Annotated in this window: 28 protein-coding genes; 25 read left to right on the top strand and 3 right to left on the bottom strand. The window is 72.2% G+C overall.

What is annotated here, in order from left to right; genetic code table 11:
- Window positions 1–7: 7 nt before the first annotated feature.
- The 3 genes from HNR21_RS13215 to HNR21_RS13205 form a co-directional block, all read right to left on the bottom strand.
- Complete coding sequence (locus HNR21_RS13215; protein WP_182705451.1) at window positions 8–1393, bottom strand: tyrosine-type recombinase/integrase; 1386 nt, start codon at window positions 1391–1393, stop codon at window positions 8–10.
- Between the two features lie 93 nt (window positions 1394–1486).
- Window positions 1487–1732 (bottom strand): hypothetical protein, encoded by a 246-nt coding sequence (locus tag HNR21_RS13210; protein WP_182705450.1) that lies wholly within the window; start codon window positions 1730–1732, stop codon window positions 1487–1489.
- A gap of 273 nt (window positions 1733–2005) precedes the next feature.
- Window positions 2006–2503: a hypothetical protein gene (locus HNR21_RS13205; RefSeq protein ID WP_182705449.1), complete on the bottom strand. Its 498-nt coding sequence runs from the start codon at window positions 2501–2503 to the stop codon at window positions 2006–2008.
- Window positions 2504–2631: 128 nt separating this feature from the next.
- Here HNR21_RS13205 and HNR21_RS13200 point away from each other — a divergent pair, with 128 nt between their 5' ends.
- The 25 genes from HNR21_RS13200 to HNR21_RS13080 all read left to right on the top strand — a co-directional run bounded on the left by HNR21_RS13200 (window position 2632) and on the right by HNR21_RS13080 (window position 15743).
- Entirely contained in the window at window positions 2632–2850 is a 219-nt protein-coding gene (locus HNR21_RS13200) for a helix-turn-helix domain-containing protein (RefSeq protein WP_182705448.1), read from the top strand.
- Between the two features lie 166 nt (window positions 2851–3016).
- Complete coding sequence (locus HNR21_RS13195; protein ID WP_182705447.1) at window positions 3017–3214, top strand: helix-turn-helix transcriptional regulator; 198 nt, start codon at window positions 3017–3019, stop codon at window positions 3212–3214.
- Window positions 3211–3414 carry a hypothetical protein gene (locus tag HNR21_RS13190; RefSeq protein WP_182705446.1) on the top strand — a complete coding sequence of 68 codons (204 nt, stop codon included), beginning with the start codon at window positions 3211–3213 and terminating at the stop codon, window positions 3412–3414. Before HNR21_RS13195 ends, HNR21_RS13190 begins: the two co-directional genes overlap by 4 nt.
- Window positions 3411–3794, top strand: coding sequence for a hypothetical protein (locus HNR21_RS13185; protein WP_182705445.1), 384 nt, complete (start codon window positions 3411–3413; stop codon window positions 3792–3794). Before HNR21_RS13190 ends, HNR21_RS13185 begins: the two co-directional genes overlap by 4 nt.
- On the top strand, window positions 3791–3964 hold the full coding sequence (locus tag HNR21_RS13180; RefSeq protein WP_182705444.1) for a hypothetical protein: 174 nt from the start codon (window positions 3791–3793) through the stop codon (window positions 3962–3964). The genes HNR21_RS13185 and HNR21_RS13180 overlap by 4 nt, the downstream gene beginning before the upstream one ends.
- Window positions 3961–4692, top strand: a complete 732-nt coding sequence (locus HNR21_RS13175; RefSeq protein WP_182705443.1) for a hypothetical protein — start codon at window positions 3961–3963, stop codon at window positions 4690–4692. Before HNR21_RS13180 ends, HNR21_RS13175 begins: the two co-directional genes overlap by 4 nt.
- On the top strand, window positions 4692–5111 hold the full coding sequence (locus HNR21_RS13170) for a hypothetical protein (protein WP_182705442.1): 420 nt from the start codon (window positions 4692–4694) through the stop codon (window positions 5109–5111). The genes HNR21_RS13175 and HNR21_RS13170 overlap by 1 nt, the downstream gene beginning before the upstream one ends.
- On the top strand, window positions 5108–5500 hold the full coding sequence (locus tag HNR21_RS13165) for a hypothetical protein (protein ID WP_182705441.1): 393 nt from the start codon (window positions 5108–5110) through the stop codon (window positions 5498–5500). The genes HNR21_RS13170 and HNR21_RS13165 overlap by 4 nt, the downstream gene beginning before the upstream one ends.
- A complete protein-coding gene (locus HNR21_RS13160) occupies window positions 5500–5676 on the top strand; it encodes a hypothetical protein (protein ID WP_182705440.1) in 177 nt (58 codons plus the stop codon). Before HNR21_RS13165 ends, HNR21_RS13160 begins: the two co-directional genes overlap by 1 nt.
- Window positions 5673–5891: a hypothetical protein gene (locus HNR21_RS13155; RefSeq protein ID WP_182705439.1), complete on the top strand. Its 219-nt coding sequence runs from the start codon at window positions 5673–5675 to the stop codon at window positions 5889–5891. The genes HNR21_RS13160 and HNR21_RS13155 overlap by 4 nt, the downstream gene beginning before the upstream one ends.
- A complete protein-coding gene (locus HNR21_RS13150) occupies window positions 5888–6496 on the top strand; it encodes a RuvC family protein (protein ID WP_182705438.1) in 609 nt (202 codons plus the stop codon). The genes HNR21_RS13155 and HNR21_RS13150 overlap by 4 nt, the downstream gene beginning before the upstream one ends.
- Window positions 6493–6681: a hypothetical protein gene (locus HNR21_RS13145; protein ID WP_182705437.1), complete on the top strand. Its 189-nt coding sequence runs from the start codon at window positions 6493–6495 to the stop codon at window positions 6679–6681. Before HNR21_RS13150 ends, HNR21_RS13145 begins: the two co-directional genes overlap by 4 nt.
- Window positions 6678–6971: a hypothetical protein gene (locus tag HNR21_RS13140; protein WP_182705436.1), complete on the top strand. Its 294-nt coding sequence runs from the start codon at window positions 6678–6680 to the stop codon at window positions 6969–6971. The genes HNR21_RS13145 and HNR21_RS13140 overlap by 4 nt, the downstream gene beginning before the upstream one ends.
- A complete protein-coding gene (locus HNR21_RS13135) occupies window positions 6965–7387 on the top strand; it encodes an Lsr2 family DNA-binding protein (protein ID WP_220500142.1) in 423 nt (140 codons plus the stop codon). Before HNR21_RS13140 ends, HNR21_RS13135 begins: the two co-directional genes overlap by 7 nt.
- Before the next feature lie 28 nt (window positions 7388–7415).
- Window positions 7416–7778, top strand: coding sequence for a YfdP family phage-associated protein (locus HNR21_RS13130; RefSeq protein ID WP_182705435.1), 363 nt, complete (start codon window positions 7416–7418; stop codon window positions 7776–7778).
- Window positions 7779–7780: 2 nt separating this feature from the next.
- The gene (locus HNR21_RS13125; RefSeq protein ID WP_182708618.1) at window positions 7781–8635 is read left to right on the top strand and encodes a DUF2303 family protein; all 855 of its coding nucleotides are present in this window, start codon (window positions 7781–7783) and stop codon (window positions 8633–8635) included.
- The gene (locus HNR21_RS13120) at window positions 8632–9012 is read left to right on the top strand and encodes a hypothetical protein (RefSeq protein WP_182705434.1); all 381 of its coding nucleotides are present in this window, start codon (window positions 8632–8634) and stop codon (window positions 9010–9012) included. The genes HNR21_RS13125 and HNR21_RS13120 overlap by 4 nt, the downstream gene beginning before the upstream one ends.
- A complete protein-coding gene (locus tag HNR21_RS13115; RefSeq protein WP_182705433.1) occupies window positions 9009–9359 on the top strand; it encodes a hypothetical protein in 351 nt (116 codons plus the stop codon). The genes HNR21_RS13120 and HNR21_RS13115 overlap by 4 nt, the downstream gene beginning before the upstream one ends.
- Window positions 9356–9850: a hypothetical protein gene (locus HNR21_RS13110; protein WP_182705432.1), complete on the top strand. Its 495-nt coding sequence runs from the start codon at window positions 9356–9358 to the stop codon at window positions 9848–9850. The genes HNR21_RS13115 and HNR21_RS13110 overlap by 4 nt, the downstream gene beginning before the upstream one ends.
- Before the next feature lie 166 nt (window positions 9851–10016).
- On the top strand, window positions 10017–10865 hold the full coding sequence (locus HNR21_RS13105; protein WP_182705431.1) for a hypothetical protein: 849 nt from the start codon (window positions 10017–10019) through the stop codon (window positions 10863–10865).
- Between the two features lie 64 nt (window positions 10866–10929).
- Complete coding sequence (locus HNR21_RS13100; RefSeq protein WP_182705430.1) at window positions 10930–11577, top strand: hypothetical protein; 648 nt, start codon at window positions 10930–10932, stop codon at window positions 11575–11577.
- An 86-nt stretch (window positions 11578–11663) separates the two neighbouring features.
- Window positions 11664–11951, top strand: a complete 288-nt coding sequence (locus HNR21_RS13095) for a hypothetical protein (RefSeq protein WP_182708999.1) — start codon at window positions 11664–11666, stop codon at window positions 11949–11951.
- A gap of 84 nt (window positions 11952–12035) precedes the next feature.
- Window positions 12036–14456 carry a bifunctional DNA primase/polymerase gene (locus tag HNR21_RS35980; RefSeq protein WP_182705429.1) on the top strand — a complete coding sequence of 807 codons (2421 nt, stop codon included), beginning with the start codon at window positions 12036–12038 and terminating at the stop codon, window positions 14454–14456.
- On the top strand, window positions 14453–14821 hold the full coding sequence (locus HNR21_RS13085) for a hypothetical protein (protein ID WP_182705428.1): 369 nt from the start codon (window positions 14453–14455) through the stop codon (window positions 14819–14821). Before HNR21_RS35980 ends, HNR21_RS13085 begins: the two co-directional genes overlap by 4 nt.
- Entirely contained in the window at window positions 14805–15743 is a 939-nt protein-coding gene (locus HNR21_RS13080; protein WP_182705427.1) for a hypothetical protein, read from the top strand. The genes HNR21_RS13085 and HNR21_RS13080 overlap by 17 nt, the downstream gene beginning before the upstream one ends.
- The last annotated feature ends 5 nt before the right edge of the window (window positions 15744–15748 follow it).

Raw genomic sequence — 15748 nt, 5'->3', positions numbered from 1 at the left:
CCCGAGATCACGAACTGCCGGTGAAGGGCACATCCGGGGCACTTCGGCCGTCGCCGGTGCCCCGGAAGAAGTCGTCCACACCGCGGCGGCCAACGTCCGCGACGTCCGGCATGAAGTGGGCATAGGTCCGCAAGGTGAACCCCGGGTCCGTGTGGCCCATCCACCGGGCCACCTTGAGGATGTCGGCACCGGCGGCCAGGACCATGCTGGCGTAGGTGTGCCGCAGGCCATGGAACCGGCCGTTCTCATCCGGCGGCGGGGGCGCCCCCGCCGCCTTGCGAGCCGCAGTCCATACGTGGGTGAACGCCTGCCGGTACCACGGCAAACCGTCCGCCTTCACGAACAGCAACCGGTAGGTGCGGGGCTTGCCGTCCGGCCGCCCCCACGGCAGCGTCACCTCCACCGGCTTCCGCTTCTTGATCTGCTCGGCGAGCCGCCTGGCCAGCGTGTCCGACAACGGCACGGTCCGCTCCTTGCGCCCCTTCGGCAGCGCGAACACCAGCCGGTACTCCCCGTCCGCGTCCCTGATCCGCTTGATCTGCCGCCGCACGAGGATCTTCCGGTCCTTGCCGAGGAACTGGATGTCCTCCTCGGCGAAGGCGAACACTTCGGCCAGGCGCAGGCCGGCGGCGGCGCCCAGGTCCACCATGGCCGGCGACTCGTGCCGCCGGTCGAGCTCGGCCCGCGCGGCCTCCACCATCTGCAGCGTCCACGGGACGATCTCCCGGTCGGGCACGGTCGGCAGCCGCACCACCGGCGACTGCACCGGGTTGCGGGAGATCCGGCCGTCCTCGATGGCCGCGATGAAGATGGTCGACAGGGTGGTGGCGATGGCCTTGATGTACCCGGGCGCCAGGTTCTTGCCCTCCAGGCTCTTGACCCACTGCTGGATCGCCGAGGGCGATTTGGCCAGCGCCCCCAGCTCCCGGTGCCCGATCGGTGAGCTGCCGGGGGCGCGGCGGCTGCGCGGCCCGGCCTCCACGTCGTAGATGTGCGCCAGGTGCTTGTCGATGGTCTCCAGGCTCGCCGGGTCGGAGGCCAGGCTGGAGCGCCACCGCTTGGCGTACTGCTCCAGGGTGATCTTTCCCAGCTCGGGGTCGATGTAGGTGCCGGCGTCCAGGTCGGCGCGCACCTTGGCGTCGAACGCCTCAGCGTGCCGCTCAGGGTCGTCACCGTACCTTTCGCTGAAGTTCTTCTTGGGCTGGCGCCGTTTCCCGTCCGCGTCGATGACGTCCCAGCGGACCTGCCAGCGCTTCCCCACGCCGTGCACCTTGGTGGGGTAGAGCTTGGTCCTGCCGCGCCCGCACTTGCAGGGCTGAGGCCGCTTCTCGGGATCCGGGTCGTCCCACCCTTCCGGTGGGTGGGACAGGTGCCATCGGTCGTATACCGCCATGACGAGTCTCCAGGGGGTTGAGGGGTTACAAGAGGGCCGCCCGCGGATGGGCGGGGACATCCACGGGCGGCCTGGCGGGGTGGCGGGGTGGCGCTAGTTGAGGTGCCGCGCCTTCCAGTCCTCGTTGGGCTGAGCCTGTGCGCCCTGGCCGTCCTGCACGACCTGCTTTTCCATCGCGTCCAACTGCTCCCGTTCGAGCTGGACGATGCGGATGAGCAGGGGTGTCAGTGCGTCAACGATCCGAGAGATGACGCAGGTGACGTTGCCGGCGGCGATGACTCCTACCACGGCGCACACGGTCAGCACCCAGAGGGCGTGGGCAGTGTGCAGATCGTCCATGGCCACTCCCAGCGCGTACGTGGTCACGGCGATTGTGGCCAGTACCACCTGGAGGCGGTTGGGGCGAAGGTCTCGCATGAGGCGTGCTCCTCGCTATGAGGGCTCCGCGCTGGTCACACACACCCGGTCGTGCTCAGCGTCGTCAGTCCCTGCCGATGTTGTGGTGGAGGGGCTCACAATGCTGGCGTTTCGGACGCCCGCAACGCAAGTGTTGATCGAGTTCACAGGAGTAACAGTAGGCTTACCTGACCTTGACCGTCGCCCGCCAGGTTGTTATTGACTTTCGGTCTCAGACGTTGAGTCTTCAACTTCTTTTCGGAGGAGTTCCCAGAGCACCTGGGCCCGGTCGCGCTGCGGCCGTCCCAGGCGTTCCTGGATCCGGCGCATCGTCTCCTCGGCGTCGTCCAGCAGCCGGCGCACCTCGTCCAACCCTTCGCTCTCGGCTGCAGCTCCCGGCGCAGAGTCGGCAGGGGGAAGCGCCACGAGGGCGGGATCCGACAGCGGATCGAAACCTTCGTCGTAGATGCGATCGACGGTGCCGGGTGGCCATTGCAGCGCTTCGTCGATGCCGCGCGCGGTGAGCGGGACGGGCCGGTACTCGCCCCGCCGGATCTGCCTGAGGCCGGCGTCGCTGATGGGGACCTCGCGGGCGACGTCTATCAGACGTTTCCGCAGCTCGAGCAGGCGAGCCTTCATGGCGCGGTCGAGCACCTCGTGAGGCGGGAGTCCTGGCATCGGGGAAGCTCTCTCCGGCATCAGCTTGCGCAACATAGCGCAAGAAAACACAAGTCTGATTGTCCCACGGTATGGCATCCAGGTGAGCTGAACCTAACCTCCCACGGCCTTGCGGGCACTTGCGCCCTCTTGCGCTTCCGGTGACTTGTGCTAACTTGCGGTGCATGCAGAACACCGAAAGCCCGATGCGCAGGGAGCGGATCCGACGGGGACTCACCCTCGCTCAGGTCGCCGCGGCGTGCACCGAGCTCGGCGTCCCCCTGTCGGAGTCCCAGGCATCCCGCATCGAACGCGGGGAGCACGCGGGCCGGCCGGAGACGCGGGCGGCGCTCGCCAAGGTGCTGGGGCTGGACGCCTACTCCGATTTCGGGGTGTCGGCGTGAAGGCCCGGACGCTGGCGCTGCTCGCGGCCGTGATCGTCGCCATGTCGCCGACGCCGGCGCGGCAGCCGATGGTGCCGTGCCCGCACTGCGGTACGGAGAACGACCCGGCGCGCGGGTCGAAGAACTGCTGGTCCTGCCACCTTCCGTTGGACGGGAGCGGATCCTGATGGCCGCCGCCACGAAGTCCCGGCCCCGGCCGGGCTACGCCAACACCGACCAGGCCGCCGCGTACCTCGGCGTCGCCAAGCAGACGCTCGCCAACTGGCGGTCCACCGGGCGCGGCCCGAAGTTCTCCCGGCGTGGCCGAGTCGTCCGCTACCGGTGGGCCGACCTGGACGCCTGGATGGCGGGTGAACAGCGGTGATCGCCGCCGTCCGGCATCTGGCCGGTGTGGTCGCCGGCCGCGTCCCCAACCCCGTCGCCTGTGACCGCTGCCGTACCCGGCGGCAGTCGATCAGCCTGCGCGACGCCCGGCTCCTCGCCGAGCACGGCCATCTGCTGTGCCCGTGCGGGGGCCACGAGTTCTCCCTGCCCCGACTGCCCCGAAGGAGGGCCGTCCAGTGATCACCCAGAGGAACGTCGAGCTCGCGCCGCCGATGCTGCGGCGGGCGCTGGCCAACCTGGCGAAGTCCTGGCCGGTCGGCACCGCCGACCGGCACCCGAACGGCTGGACCGGCCGCGTCTCGGTCGACGAGAACGCGGTCGCCGGCTGGCCGTACGACCTGACCGGCGGGCCCGACGCGCACGCCCTCACGCTGACCGGCGTGCCGGTCGTGTGCGTCACCGCCACCATCGGCGGCGTCCCGGTAACGGCGTGGTACCGCACGAGCGTGCTGTCCCGGCTCGTCGCGGAGCGCCAGATCGCCGTCCGGCCGGGCCCGGCCGGCAAGCCCGCGGCGAAGCCTCGCGTCGCCCGGGTCCGGACCCGCCGGAGCGCCCGGTGAGCTCGCAGAGTAAGCCCGCCAACTCCCGCCGCCACCCGGCCGAGGTCACCGCTGACCGGCTGGCCGCCGACGTCGAGCGCTGGCACGACCAGTTCACCCCGAAGGAGCGCGACGCGGTCGCCCTCGTGCGCGCCCGTCTGCTGGACATTGCCGAGGGGGTGAGCCGGTGACGCGCCGCCGCCCGTTCGCCGAGGCCGTCGCGTGGGCGCGGGGGCTGGTCGCCGCGCTGACCGACGACATGCCCGACGCCGCCGACGATTCCCCGCTGTCCGACCTCGCCGAGCGCATCGCCCATCTGCGGGCCGAGGTCGCCGAAATGAGCGAGGCGGCCTCCGCTGCCACGGAGACCGCCCCCGACACCAACCCCCCGAAGGAGGTACAGGTGCTGTCCAACACCAACCGTACCGCGGAGCCGCCCAGCGAGGCGTGCCCGACGTGGTGCCGCTACCAGGATCTCGGCCCCCACCGCGTGCACGTGTCCGACCACCTCGGCACCGACGCCGTCGCCGTGCAGGTCACCAGCCTCGGCACCCGCGCGGCGACGATCCAGGTGGTGTCCAAGGCGTTCGCCGACACCATCGACTACGGCACCGTCCCGCTCACCACCGGACGGCAGGCCCGTGCGCTGGCCGCCGCGTTCACCCAGACCGGCGCCTCCGGCGAGGCCGCGGCGCGGCGGAAGGCGGCGGCACTGCTCGAGGAGCACCACCCCGAGACGTACTGGGAAGCCGCCCCCGGGGCGGAGGAGCCGAACGTGTGGGGGCAGATCTGCGGCTCCCGCGCCCACGGCGGCCAGCCCGTGACCTGGCCGTGCGACGTGGCGGTCGACGCCGGCCTGGCCGAGCGGCCGAAGACGGTCGACGACGCCGTGCCGACCACGAACAGGAGCCCGTTCTGATGGCCGCCCACGAGACCCCCATCGACGGTGTTCCGGTGCCGCGGCTGACGGTGCGTCTGGAGAAGGAGGCGACTGAGATGCGCGCCCGCGGGCAGCGGGACCGGCAGACCGCGATCGCCGCCCGCGCCGCCGCCGAACAGGCCCAGGCCGAGGCCGCCGAGCTGGCCGCCGCGCTGAACGAGGTGCGGCGGCTGATCGAGCAGGCGTCGGCGCGGCTGGAGGACGCGCTGCGACGGGCCGACGAGCACGCCGGCCGGGCCGCGCTGCACCAGCAGGCCGCCGACGAGGCCCTGGCCGACGCGGCGTACCTGAACGGCGTGATCGCCCGCGCCCGCCAGATGACGCCCGAGACCACGCCGGACCCGGCCGACGCCCTGAAGGCGACCGGCCTCATGCCGGAGGGAGGCACCGACCGGTGACCACCATGACCCGCACCCCGAACACCGCGCTGTTGCGGCTGGTGCTGACGCACATCGAGATGCACCCGCACCAGTGGCGGCAGGACATGTGGCGCACCGACTGCGGCACCGCCTTCTGCTACGCCGGGTGGACGGTGCTGCTGTCCGGTGGCCGGTTCGCGGTCGAGCCCGACGACCCGAAGATCCACTACTCGACCTTGGTCGTCCCGCCCGGCACCGACCCCACCGACACGACCGCATGGCGGCGCATCGACGAGTACGCCGCCGAGCTGCTCGGCATCCCGGTGGACCCCACCCACCGCTTCGCCCACCCCCTGTTCCGCCCCGCCAACACCCTGGACGACCTGCGCCGCATCGTCCGTCAGCTCTGTGAGGGGGCGACGTCTTGATGCTGCTCGAGATCCTCGCCGTCCTGCTCGCCCTGGCCGTCGCCGCCGCCGTGGCCGCTGCGGTGCACGGGCTGTTCGACCCGCCGACCGGCCGGCACAGCGCCGCCCACCTGGCGGTGACGGTCCCGGAGATGGTGCCGCCGCGCTGGGTCAACTGCACCGGAGGCTACCGATGACCCTGACCATGACCCCCGGCGAGCTGCTGCTGCTCCTCGCTGTCGCGATCGCCCTCGCCGCCTTCCTCGGGCTGCTGGCCGGTGACGCGATCGGCGCCGACCGCGGGTACTCCCGGGGGCTGGCGGACGGTCGTGCCGACGCCCGGCGGCGGGCCGCCGCCCGCGACCGGGCCGACGTCGACGCCGCGGCCGACCTGTGGAGCGACCAGTCGTGACCGGCGACACCAAGGACACCCGGACCGGCGGTGAGGCAGGGAAGGCCGCCGCCGGTCCGGGCCTCCGGGTCATCGGTCTGGACTTGTCCCTGACCAGCACGGGCCTGGCCTGCCACTGCGGAATCCACCGCATCAAGTCCCACCCCCGCCTAGAGATCACCCGCTTCTCCCGGCTGCGGATCATCGCCCTCGGCGTGATGCACCACGTCCTCGGCTCCCCCGAGATCTGCACGCCCGGCCAGCGCGCCGACCTGGTTGTCGTCGAGGACCTGGCGCTGAGCCGTTCCACCGGCCAGCACCTCACCCGCGCCGGGCTGTGGCACCTGGTCATGAACGAGGTCGACAACGAAGGCATCCCCTACGTCATCGTCTCTCCGACGTCGCTGAAGAAGTACGTCACCGGCCGCGGCAATGCCGGCAAGGACGAAGTCTTGGCCGCCGCGATCCGCCGCTGGCCCGACGCGCCGATCCATGGCAACGACGAGGCCGACGCCTACGCCCTGCAGGCGATGGGGCTGGACTACCTCGGTCACCCGCCTGCCGCCATGCCCCAGACGCACCGTGCCGTGCTGGACGCCATCCATTGGCCGGAGGTGGCTCGGTGATCTCCCCGGCCGTCGACACCCTCTTCCCTGTCCTCGTCGAGCCGTCCAGCGACGGCACCGGCGGGTGGACCGCCACCTGCCGCAACCCGCGGTGCGAGGACGCGCCGCACGTCATCGCCCGCCGCGGTACCCCCGAGGAGGCGCAGCGGGCCGCCGACCCGCACCGCAAGGAAGTGAACCGGTGACCGGCCCGGCCGGGCGGGTGCTGCTGCTGGAGGCCGAGCGGATGCGCCCGGTCCCCAGCGGCAGCACCGCGCGGCTCATCCGCCAGACCATCGCGATCCTCGCCCAGGCCATGGCCGACCGGGAGCTCGCGCCGCGCGCCCCGGCCGCCGGCAAGGCCGACCGGGTCGAGGACTACGCGTGGCTCCGCGCCAACAACGTCGGCCCCGACGAGGCCGCCGCCCGGGTGGGCGTGTCGGCGGGCACCGGTCGCCGACACGAGCACGAGATCAAGGAGAACCCCAAGTGCTGATCGCCCACCGCTGCACGAAGTGCGGCCACCCCGACTACCAGCGGCGTCCCGACAAGACGCGCCCGGACGAGCTCGGGCACTGCGAATGCGGCTGCCTGTGCACCCCGGGCAAGCCAGAGCTGATACCGACGTTCAACTTCATCGGCCAGCGGATCGAGCGGATCGTCGAGCCCGGGGCCCGCCTGGACGGGGACGGCAGCGACTCCCTCGCCGACGGCGCTCCCGTCCGGGCGTGCGGCTGCGACGCCTGCAAGGCGCTGTACGCCCACCTCACCACCGGCGCCCCCGCCCCCGAGCCGACGGAGCCGACGCCGGCCGAGTACCGGGCGTGGGCCGCCGCCAACAACATCCCCTGTCCGCCGTCCGGCCGCATCCCCGCCGCGGTCCGGGAGGCATACACCGCCGCCCACTCCTGACCAGATGACAGAGAGGAACCCCTTCACCTTGACCACCACCAACGACCCGGCCGGCGCCCGGCAGGTGCGCCCGTTCGCCGCGGTGCTCCAGGAGCTCGCCCGCGGGCAGGTGCACGACGAGGCGTCCGAGCGGCTGCACGAACTCGTCGACGCCGTCCGCGAGCACGGCGCCAAGGGCACGCTGACGCTCGTCCTGGAGGTCGCGCCGATCGCCAAGGGCGACGTCAGCGCGTTGACCGTGACCGGCAAGGTCACCGCCAAGCCACCCGTCGGCACCCAGGCCAGCGCGTTCTTCGTCGACGACGCCGGCAACCTGTCGCGCCGCGACCCGCGGCAGACCGAGATCCCCATCCCCGTCCGCGACGACGCCCCCGTCAGGAGCGCCCGGTGACGATGCGCACCAATCCCCTCAACCCCACCACCTCGCCGCCGGTCCAGGTCCCTCGGACCGAGGCCGACGCCATCATCGAGACCGCGATCCTGTCCGCCGAACCCGCCGAGCTGGAGCCCGGCAAGGTCTACGCCGTCGCCACCACCGCCGGCGTCGAGAAGATCGACCTCACCGGCAACGAGTACCGCGACACCCCGAAGCGGAAGACCGGCACCGTCCAGGTCCGCGACGTCGACTCGTTCGGCCTGTACTGGGACAAGCACGCCGATCTGGACGTCGCCGAGATCTACGCCGACATCGACCGCGACCAGATCACCGCGGTCATCGACGCCCACGGCACGAACGAGCCCGGCTGGCGGCAGCACCGGCTCGTCTACACCGTGCGCCGCACCGACGCGTGGAACACGTGGCTCGCCGCCGACGGCCGGCTGATGGGACAGACCGAGTTCGCCGAGCTGCTCGAGGCCCGGCTCCCGGACATCGCCGCGCCGGACGGCGCCGACCTGCTCGAGCTGGCCCAGACGTTCGAGGCCACTACCAACGCCGCCTTCAAGTCCGGCAGCCTCCTCGCCAACGGCGAGCGTCAGCTCGTCTACACCGAGAGCATCGAGGCGTCCGGCGGTCGGGGCAAGCAGATCACCATCCCCAAGCAGATCGTGATCGTGCTGTCCCCGTACGAGGGCTCCGCGCCCGTGACGCTGACCGCCCGGTTCCGGTACCGCATCACCGACGGGCACCTGCGGCTCGGCTACGTCCTGGACCGGCCCGCCGAGGCGCTGGCCGCCGCGTTCGAGGACATCGTCGCCAAGGTCGAAGAGCGCACCGAGCACACCATCATGCGGGGCGTCCCGGCATGACCACCACCCCGGGCAGGACGTGCCGCCACTACACGACCGGCGTCGGCCACTGCGGCGCCGAGGGTGTGCGGTTCTTCCTGCCCGGGTGGCGGTGCCCACGGCACACCCCCGCCGCCATCGCCGGCGAGCCGGAGGTGTCCGGGCAGTACTGCGCCCCCGCCAGGTGCTACTGCGGGCGCCCCGAGTGCCCGGCCTACCCGACGTACGGACGGCCGGACCCCTACGCCGGGGAGCTGGACGCGTGGGCCGTGATCGACGCCCGCGCGATCGCGTCCGGCCGCCGCCGATCCAACCCTGCCGACTACGCCGCCGCCCGCGCCACGATCACCGCGCAGCGCGAGCGGGACGCACGACTCCGCAGGAGCAACCCCTCATGACCCGACGACGCCCCACCATCACCTGCCGCTGCTGCGGGAAGACCGGCCAGCACGGCGCCCACGGCTGGATCCGGAGCTGCTACGAACGGTGGCTCAAGGCCGGCCGCCCCCAGGAGGGGCCGCCGCCGCCGATGCCGCTCGAGGAGATCCGCGCCCGGTCTGTCCAGGCGCGGCGACCGTGCGGGCCGAAGGCCGCGCGCATGGACGACTTCGTCACCGTGCGCCTGACCCGCCGCCGCGAGAACGGCGAACCGATCAGCATCGCCGAGGCCGCCGCCGCGGTCGGCGTGTCCAAGCGCACCGCGGAACGATACGCCGCCGCCCTCAAACAGCAGGCCCGCCGATGAGCCGCCGCCGCTGCATCCCCCTGCCCGGGCAGCCCGGCGAACCGGTCGGCTTCGCCTGCGTCTCCGGGCCGCTGACCGACACCGACCGCGCCGCACTGGCCGAAGCCGACCGGGCGCTCCGCAACCAGACCGACGAGGACCCAACCATGACCGACCCGACCCCACCCGACGACGAGCCCGCCGCCGTGGACCTGAAGGTCGCCGGCGTCGACGGCTGGTATCTCATCCTCCGCAAGATCCGCGAGGAGAAGGCCCGCCTCGAGATCGTCGAGCAGCAGGCCCGCGACGCCATCGAGAAGGCCCTCGGCGACGCCGTCGACGGCGTCATCGACGGCCGCCCGGTGGTGCGCTGGCACCACACCGCCGCGCCCCGCCGATTCGACAAGAAGGCACTGGCGAAGGACCACCCCGACCTGATCGAGAAGTACACCGTCGTCGGGAAGCCCGGCCGCCGGTTCGAGCTCGTCGACCCCAAGGACGGCGCCCAGTGACCCGCCGCCGGACCACCGACTCCCGACCGGTGTGGCCACACCTTCTCCTGCCGCTACTAGCCGTTGCCGTGTTCGAGCTGCTGCTGATGCACCACGCCCACACCTACACGGTCGAGCTGCGCTTCCCCCGACCCGCCGTCGAGACCAACACGACAGGAGGTGCTCGGTGACGCGCGACCCAGCGGCCCAGGCCGCCGGCAACATCGACACCAGCCGCGTCGGCTGGCCCACCCCCGCCGACCTGGAGGCCGTCCCCGACCCCGCCGAACAGCTCCGCCGCGAGCTGATGTGGGCCATCGAGAACCGCATCGACTACGCCCCCCGGTCGCTGCAGACCCGGCTCGGGCCGTCCGAGCTCGGCCACCCGTGCGCGCGGAAGCTCGGCTACAAGCTCGCCGGTGTCGAGATCTCCAACCCGGGTGACCCCGCCTGGTATCCGACGATCGGCACCGCGGTGCACGGCTGGCTCGAAGAAGTCATGCGCTGGCTGAACGGGCACCTCGGCACCCTCGCCGAAGGCGGACCCCGCTTCCTCCTGGAGCACAAGGTGTCCGTCGGGGAGATCTGCGGCGAGCACATCACCGGCACCTGCGACGTGTACGACCGCGTCACCGGCATCGTCGTCGACTGGAAGGTCGTCGGCGAGAAGCAGCTCAAGAAGTACAAGGACGAGGGCCCCGGTGACCAGTACCGCGCCCAGGCCCACCTGTACGGGCGGGGCTGGCAGCGGCGCGGCATGCCCGTCACCAAGGTCGCCGTGATGTTCCTGCCCCGCGACCGGATGCTGCACGCCGCGCACATGTGGTCCGAGCCGTACGACGAGCAGATCGCGGTCCAGGCGCTCACCCGAGCCGAGGGCATCACCACCATGGTCCGCGGCATCGGCAAGGCCGCCCTGCCGATGCTCCCCACCGCAGACGCCTACTGCACGTTCTGCGACTACTTCCTCCCCGGCAGCACCGAGCTGGAGGAGGCGTGCCCCGGGCACCCCGGGGCCACCGGCTACCTCAAGTAGCCACTCACCCCGGCCCGATCAGACCCGATCCGGCCTGACCCAACAAGGAAGGAACCCACCACCCATGTCCATCTGGGACGACCCCGACATCCGCGTCGGCGGCGACTTCGTCAAGTTCAACGCCCCCGGCGACAGCGTGTCCGGCACCATCCAGGCGATCCGCAAGCACAAGTTCGACGACGGCTCCGTCGCCCCCCAGGTCTTGCTCGTGACCGACGAGGGCGAGGAGAAGACCCTCACCGCCGGGCAGATCCGCCTCAAGACCGCCCTGGCCACCGAGCGGCCCGAGGCGGGCGACTGGATCCGCATCACCCTCACCCAGATCGAGAAGCGCGCCGGCGGCAAGGACCTGAAGCACTTCACCGTCGAGATCCGCCGCGGCCAGGGCGCCCCCGCCCAGCCGCAGCCCCCCGCGGGTCAGACGATGGGCGCCGGGCCCGGCTGGGGTGCCCCCGCCGCCCCTGCCGCCCCGGCGGCGATGCCGCAGCAGTACCCGCCGCAGGCCGTCCCCCAGGCGGCACCGCAGCAGTACGCCCCCGCCGCGCCCCCGGCCGCGCCGATCCCCTTCAACGAGCTGCCCACGCCCCCGGCCCAGCCCGCCCCCCAGGCGGCGCCCGCGGCCCCCGGCATGGCCGCGCTGACCCCCGAGCAGCAGGCGGCCATCGCTGCCCTCACCCCGGAGCAGCGCGCCGCCATGGGCCTGCCCGGCTGACCCACCCCCAATCCAGTCCGGTGCCCGCCGTCGCCTCACCGCGGCGGCGGGCACCAGGCCCCGACCCCTCACCCAGAAAGAGACCGATGACGAAATCCAGGCACTACCGCCAGGCCGAGCAGCTCGTCGACCAGGCACACCACTTCACCTACGGCGACGGAGCCGACCCGGTCACCGGCGCCGCGCTCGCCGCCGAAGCCCAGACGCACGCCATCCTCGCCCTCGTCGACGCGCTCACCACGCCGACCCGGGCCGCCGTCCCCGACTCCGTGCTGGACGTACTCCGAGTCATCGTCAACGACTCCGACGTCCCCGACACCGTCCGCACCAAGATCTGCAACGCCGTCGGCGTGGATCTCTGCCCCGACGCCTGACCTTCAGCCCTCGACCCCGGCACCGGCCGGGCCCCGGCTCGCGACCGATCGGGGGCACGTGATGCAGCAGCCACAGAGGACCGCATGACCGGCCCCTACGCCAGCGCGTACGACGCGTACCGCCGCGCCGGCTGGACCGGCGTCATCCCCCTGCCCGCCCGGAAGAAGAAGCACCCACCCTCCGGCGTCACCGGCGACAACGGCCACTGGCCCTCCTACGCCGACTGCCAGGCGTGGGCCGACGGCCCCGAAGGCGCCGGAAACATCGCCCTCCGCCTGTCCCGGCACGTCCTCGGCATCGACGTCGACAACTACGACGGCAAGACCGGCGCCACGACGCTCGCCGACGCCGAACAGCGTTGGGGCACCCTCCCACCCACGTGGCGCACCACCTCCCGAGACGACGGCACCTCCGGCATCCGCCTGTTCCGCATCCCCGAGAACCTCGCATGGCCCGGCGAACTCGGCCCCGACGTCGAACTCATCCACGCCGGCTACCGGTACGCCGTCGTCTGGCCCAGCATCCACCCCGAAGGCCGCACCTACCGGTGGATCAGCCCGGACGGCCTCACCTCCACCACCATCCCCGACCCCGACCAGCTCCCCCCACTCCCCCAGACGTGGGTCGACGGCCTCACCGGCGGCCGGGAACACACCACCACACCCCGCAACACCCTCGCCGACGACGCCGCCCGCGCCTGGATCATCACCCGCCCCGGCGCCACCACCGAACCATGCGCCCGCCAAGCCCGCGCCACGCAACAGGCCCTCGTCGAACTCGCCGGCCCCGGCTCAGCCCACAACGCCGCCCGCGACGCCGCCCTACGCGCCATACGCCTCGCCGACGAAGGCCACGCGGGCCTCGTCGGCGCCCTCACCGCCGTCCACAAAGCGTTCATCGCCAACGTCACCAACCCCCACCGCGCGGGCACTGTCCGGTTCCCCCGCCAAGCCGAAGCCGAATGGACCGCGCTGGTCACGTCCGCGGTGAACCTGGTGACGGCGACCTCCTCCGGTTCGAGCACCTGCGACTGCTCCGGGCAGCTCACCGGCCTCATCGTCTCCGGCGCCTACCCCACGGCAGGCGCCACGGCGCTCACCCCGCCCACACCCCTCCCAACCCCACCCAACCCAGCAGCAACCCCACCGGCACCCGACCCGACCCCCACCAACCCCGCCAGCCCCGCCCCCCAGACCCGATCCCGCACGTCCTGGTGGCCACGCAACCTCGCGCCGGTCCTCGACGGCCAGGAGGACGAACCCGGCCCCGCCGTACTCGCCCGCGCCGACGGCGCACACCTCTTCTACACGGGGAAGGTGAACGCCATCCTCGGCGAGTCCGAATCCGGCAAAACCTGGATCCTCCTCCTGGCCGTCGCCCAGACCCTCGCCGACGGCGGCACCGTCACCTACCTCGACTTCGAAGACACCGCCGCCGGCATCGTCGGCAGGTTGCGCGCCCTCGGAGTCCCCGACACCCACCTCACCCGACTCCACTACATCGGCCCCGACGAAACCCTCCACGCCACCGCATCCGACGACCTCCGCGAACACCTGGACGCCGCCCAGTCGACACTGGTCGCGCTCGACGGCGTCAACGCCGCCATGACCCTCCTCGGACTCGACCTGGAGAAGAACAAAGACGCCACGAGCTTCGCCCAGCTCCTCCTCAAGCCCCTCGCCGCGGCCGGCGGCGCAGTCGTCATGGTCGACCACGTCCCCAAACACAAAGACAACCGCGGAAAAGGCGGCATCGGCGCCCAGGCGAAACGCGCCATGATGGACGGCTGCGCCATCAGCGTCGAAGTCGTTGAACCATTCGGCCGAGGAATGACCGGCCGCCTCCGCATCTTCGTCGACAAAGACCGCCCCGGACACGTCCGCGCCGTCTCCAAAGAAGCCAAATACGTCGGCATGGCCGTACTCACCAGCGACGCAGAAACCGGCGCCGTGACCGTCGCCATCCACCCGCCCGACATCACCACCCCCGGCGCCGACAAGGCCGCCGGCGACCGCATGATGCTCATGGAAGCCATCAGCGACCACCTTTTCGAGAACCCGCCGAAGACGAGCGTCAACGGCATCTCCCTCGCCCTGTCCCGCCGCAAGGAAGACGTCGCCGCCGCCCTGGACGAGCTCGTCGACCGCGGCTACGTCGACCGCGACGGCACCCCGCAGGGACGTGGTTTTGCCCACACCCTGATCCGCCGCTACTTCGTCGCCGACGACATCGCCACCCCGCACCCCTCTGACCAGGGCCGGAACCACTCGGAACCACTCGGAACCACTCGGGAACCACTCGGGAACCACTCGGGAACCACTCGGGCCGAATCCCGGGCGAGTGGTTCCGGCAGCGGAGACACCCCCCGAAGGGGGGTCTCCCCCGGGAACCACTCCGGCCGGGGCACCCCGGAACCACCCGAGCCCGCTACGATCGTCATCGACGGCAGGGTGATCGACACCCGCACCGGCGAAGACCTCGGACCCGCCGGAGCCCCCGAATGATCCCGGCCTGGCTCCAACGCACCCGCGCCGGCGACACCAGCCGCGCCGCCACCCTCCGCCTCTGCCGCAAATGCCGCGCACCCGTCATCGTCGGCCTCGACGCCGACCGCGCCGCACGCACCGCCTACTGCGACCCCACACCACTCACCGAATTGGGCGAAGCCGTCGCCGTCATGCAAAACCGGCGCACCTACGACCTGATGTCCGGCCCATCACGAAAAGAACTCTCCCCACGCGAAGCCGACCACATCAGAAAACCCCGCCTCTACCCCGTGCTCGCCGAACACAAATGCGGCGCCCCTCTCGCCGCATTCGCAGTACCCGCACCGGCCCGACAGGACATCGACGATGAACCGCCCTTCTAACCACGCCGACGACCAGTCGCCGCGCTCGGTCGCCGGCCCGGCCGCGCGCACACCAGCCCGGCAACACCTGCCTGCCGTCGACCGCGCCCTCGCCAACCTCGCCGACCTCCAAGACCTCGTCGTCGGCCTGGCGCTGCTCCGCGACCCGGCCGTGCGCCGCCCCTGGCGGGAGACACCGCTCGACCCGTACGCGCGGGCGGAGCTCGACGACGAGGCCCGCGCCGACCGCGCCGACCGCAACGAGCTGGCCCCCGGCGAACACATTGATGCCGCACGGCCCGACGTCCTGGACCTCCTCGCCGACACGCTGTCCCGCGCCGAGGATCTGGCCTGGCACCTGTCCCGGGCCGCCTGGTGCCCCGTCCTGCCCCCGTCCTCCTGGACGTCGGCCACCGCGGACCCCCGCCGCTACCTCGCCCACGCCGCCGCCTGCCTCCCCACCGCCGTCCTCGGCTGGGAGAACGGCGGGGACATCGCCCACTGGGCCGCGGCGGTGACCGGCGCCATGCTCGCCGACCTCACCGCCGCCCTCGCTCTCCACGTCGACGGCCAGACCGTCAAGACCATCTGCCCGTGGTGCAAGGGCGGCCTGGCCGGCACCTACACGTGGCGCGTGCGGATCGTTCCCGGCGGCGAACCCGCGATCGTCTGCGAGTCCGGCACCTGCCAGCCCCCGTCCCGGGATGTGACGACGTGGTGGGGTGGGACGCCGGTGTGGCCGCTGCGGGACTGGCCATGGCTCGCCCGCCGCCTGGCGCATCTGGCCCGCCGCGCCGCCCCCGCCACGCCGGACGTGCCGTTCGCCCGGGCCGAGGGCGCCACCGGCCGCGCCGGCACCCCCACCGACCTCACCGCCGCCCGCGCCCTCCTCGGCGGCCTCGTCGACGAGGCCGCCTGGAAGCCCACCGGAACGGAAGGATGAACCCC

This window comes from Thermomonospora cellulosilytica (assembly GCF_014138835.1).
Classification (GTDB): domain Bacteria; phylum Actinomycetota; class Actinomycetes; order Streptosporangiales; family Streptosporangiaceae; genus Thermomonospora; species Thermomonospora amylolytica.
This window is presented reverse-complemented; position numbering and strand designations above follow the sequence as displayed.

Excerpts from the sequence above, each read along its gene's own strand:
- HNR21_RS13215 (WP_182705451.1), bottom strand. The coding sequence starts at position 1,393 with ATGGCGGTATACGACCGATGGCACCTGTCCCACCCACCGGAAGGGTGG.
- HNR21_RS13210 (WP_182705450.1), bottom strand. The coding sequence starts at position 1,732 with ATGGACGATCTGCACACTGCCCACGCCCTCTGGGTGCTGACCGTGTGC.
- HNR21_RS13205 (WP_182705449.1), bottom strand. The coding sequence starts at position 2,503 with ATGTTGCGCAAGCTGATGCCGGAGAGAGCTTCCCCGATGCCAGGACTC.
- HNR21_RS13200 (WP_182705448.1), top strand. The coding sequence starts at position 2,632 with ATGCAGAACACCGAAAGCCCGATGCGCAGGGAGCGGATCCGACGGGGA.
- HNR21_RS13195 (WP_182705447.1), top strand. The coding sequence starts at position 3,017 with ATGGCCGCCGCCACGAAGTCCCGGCCCCGGCCGGGCTACGCCAACACC.
- HNR21_RS13170 (WP_182705442.1), top strand. The coding sequence starts at position 4,692 with ATGGCCGCCCACGAGACCCCCATCGACGGTGTTCCGGTGCCGCGGCTG.
- HNR21_RS13160 (WP_182705440.1), top strand. The coding sequence starts at position 5,500 with ATGCTGCTCGAGATCCTCGCCGTCCTGCTCGCCCTGGCCGTCGCCGCC.
- HNR21_RS13155 (WP_182705439.1), top strand. The coding sequence starts at position 5,673 with ATGACCCTGACCATGACCCCCGGCGAGCTGCTGCTGCTCCTCGCTGTC.
- HNR21_RS13125 (WP_182708618.1), top strand. The coding sequence starts at position 7,781 with ATGCGCACCAATCCCCTCAACCCCACCACCTCGCCGCCGGTCCAGGTC.
- HNR21_RS13120 (WP_182705434.1), top strand. The coding sequence starts at position 8,632 with ATGACCACCACCCCGGGCAGGACGTGCCGCCACTACACGACCGGCGTC.
- HNR21_RS13115 (WP_182705433.1), top strand. The coding sequence starts at position 9,009 with ATGACCCGACGACGCCCCACCATCACCTGCCGCTGCTGCGGGAAGACC.
- HNR21_RS13110 (WP_182705432.1), top strand. The coding sequence starts at position 9,356 with ATGAGCCGCCGCCGCTGCATCCCCCTGCCCGGGCAGCCCGGCGAACCG.
- HNR21_RS13100 (WP_182705430.1), top strand. The coding sequence starts at position 10,930 with ATGTCCATCTGGGACGACCCCGACATCCGCGTCGGCGGCGACTTCGTC.
- HNR21_RS13095 (WP_182708999.1), top strand. The coding sequence starts at position 11,664 with ATGACGAAATCCAGGCACTACCGCCAGGCCGAGCAGCTCGTCGACCAG.
- HNR21_RS35980 (WP_182705429.1), top strand. The coding sequence starts at position 12,036 with ATGACCGGCCCCTACGCCAGCGCGTACGACGCGTACCGCCGCGCCGGC.
- HNR21_RS13085 (WP_182705428.1), top strand. The coding sequence starts at position 14,453 with ATGATCCCGGCCTGGCTCCAACGCACCCGCGCCGGCGACACCAGCCGC.
- HNR21_RS13080 (WP_182705427.1), top strand. The coding sequence starts at position 14,805 with ATGAACCGCCCTTCTAACCACGCCGACGACCAGTCGCCGCGCTCGGTC.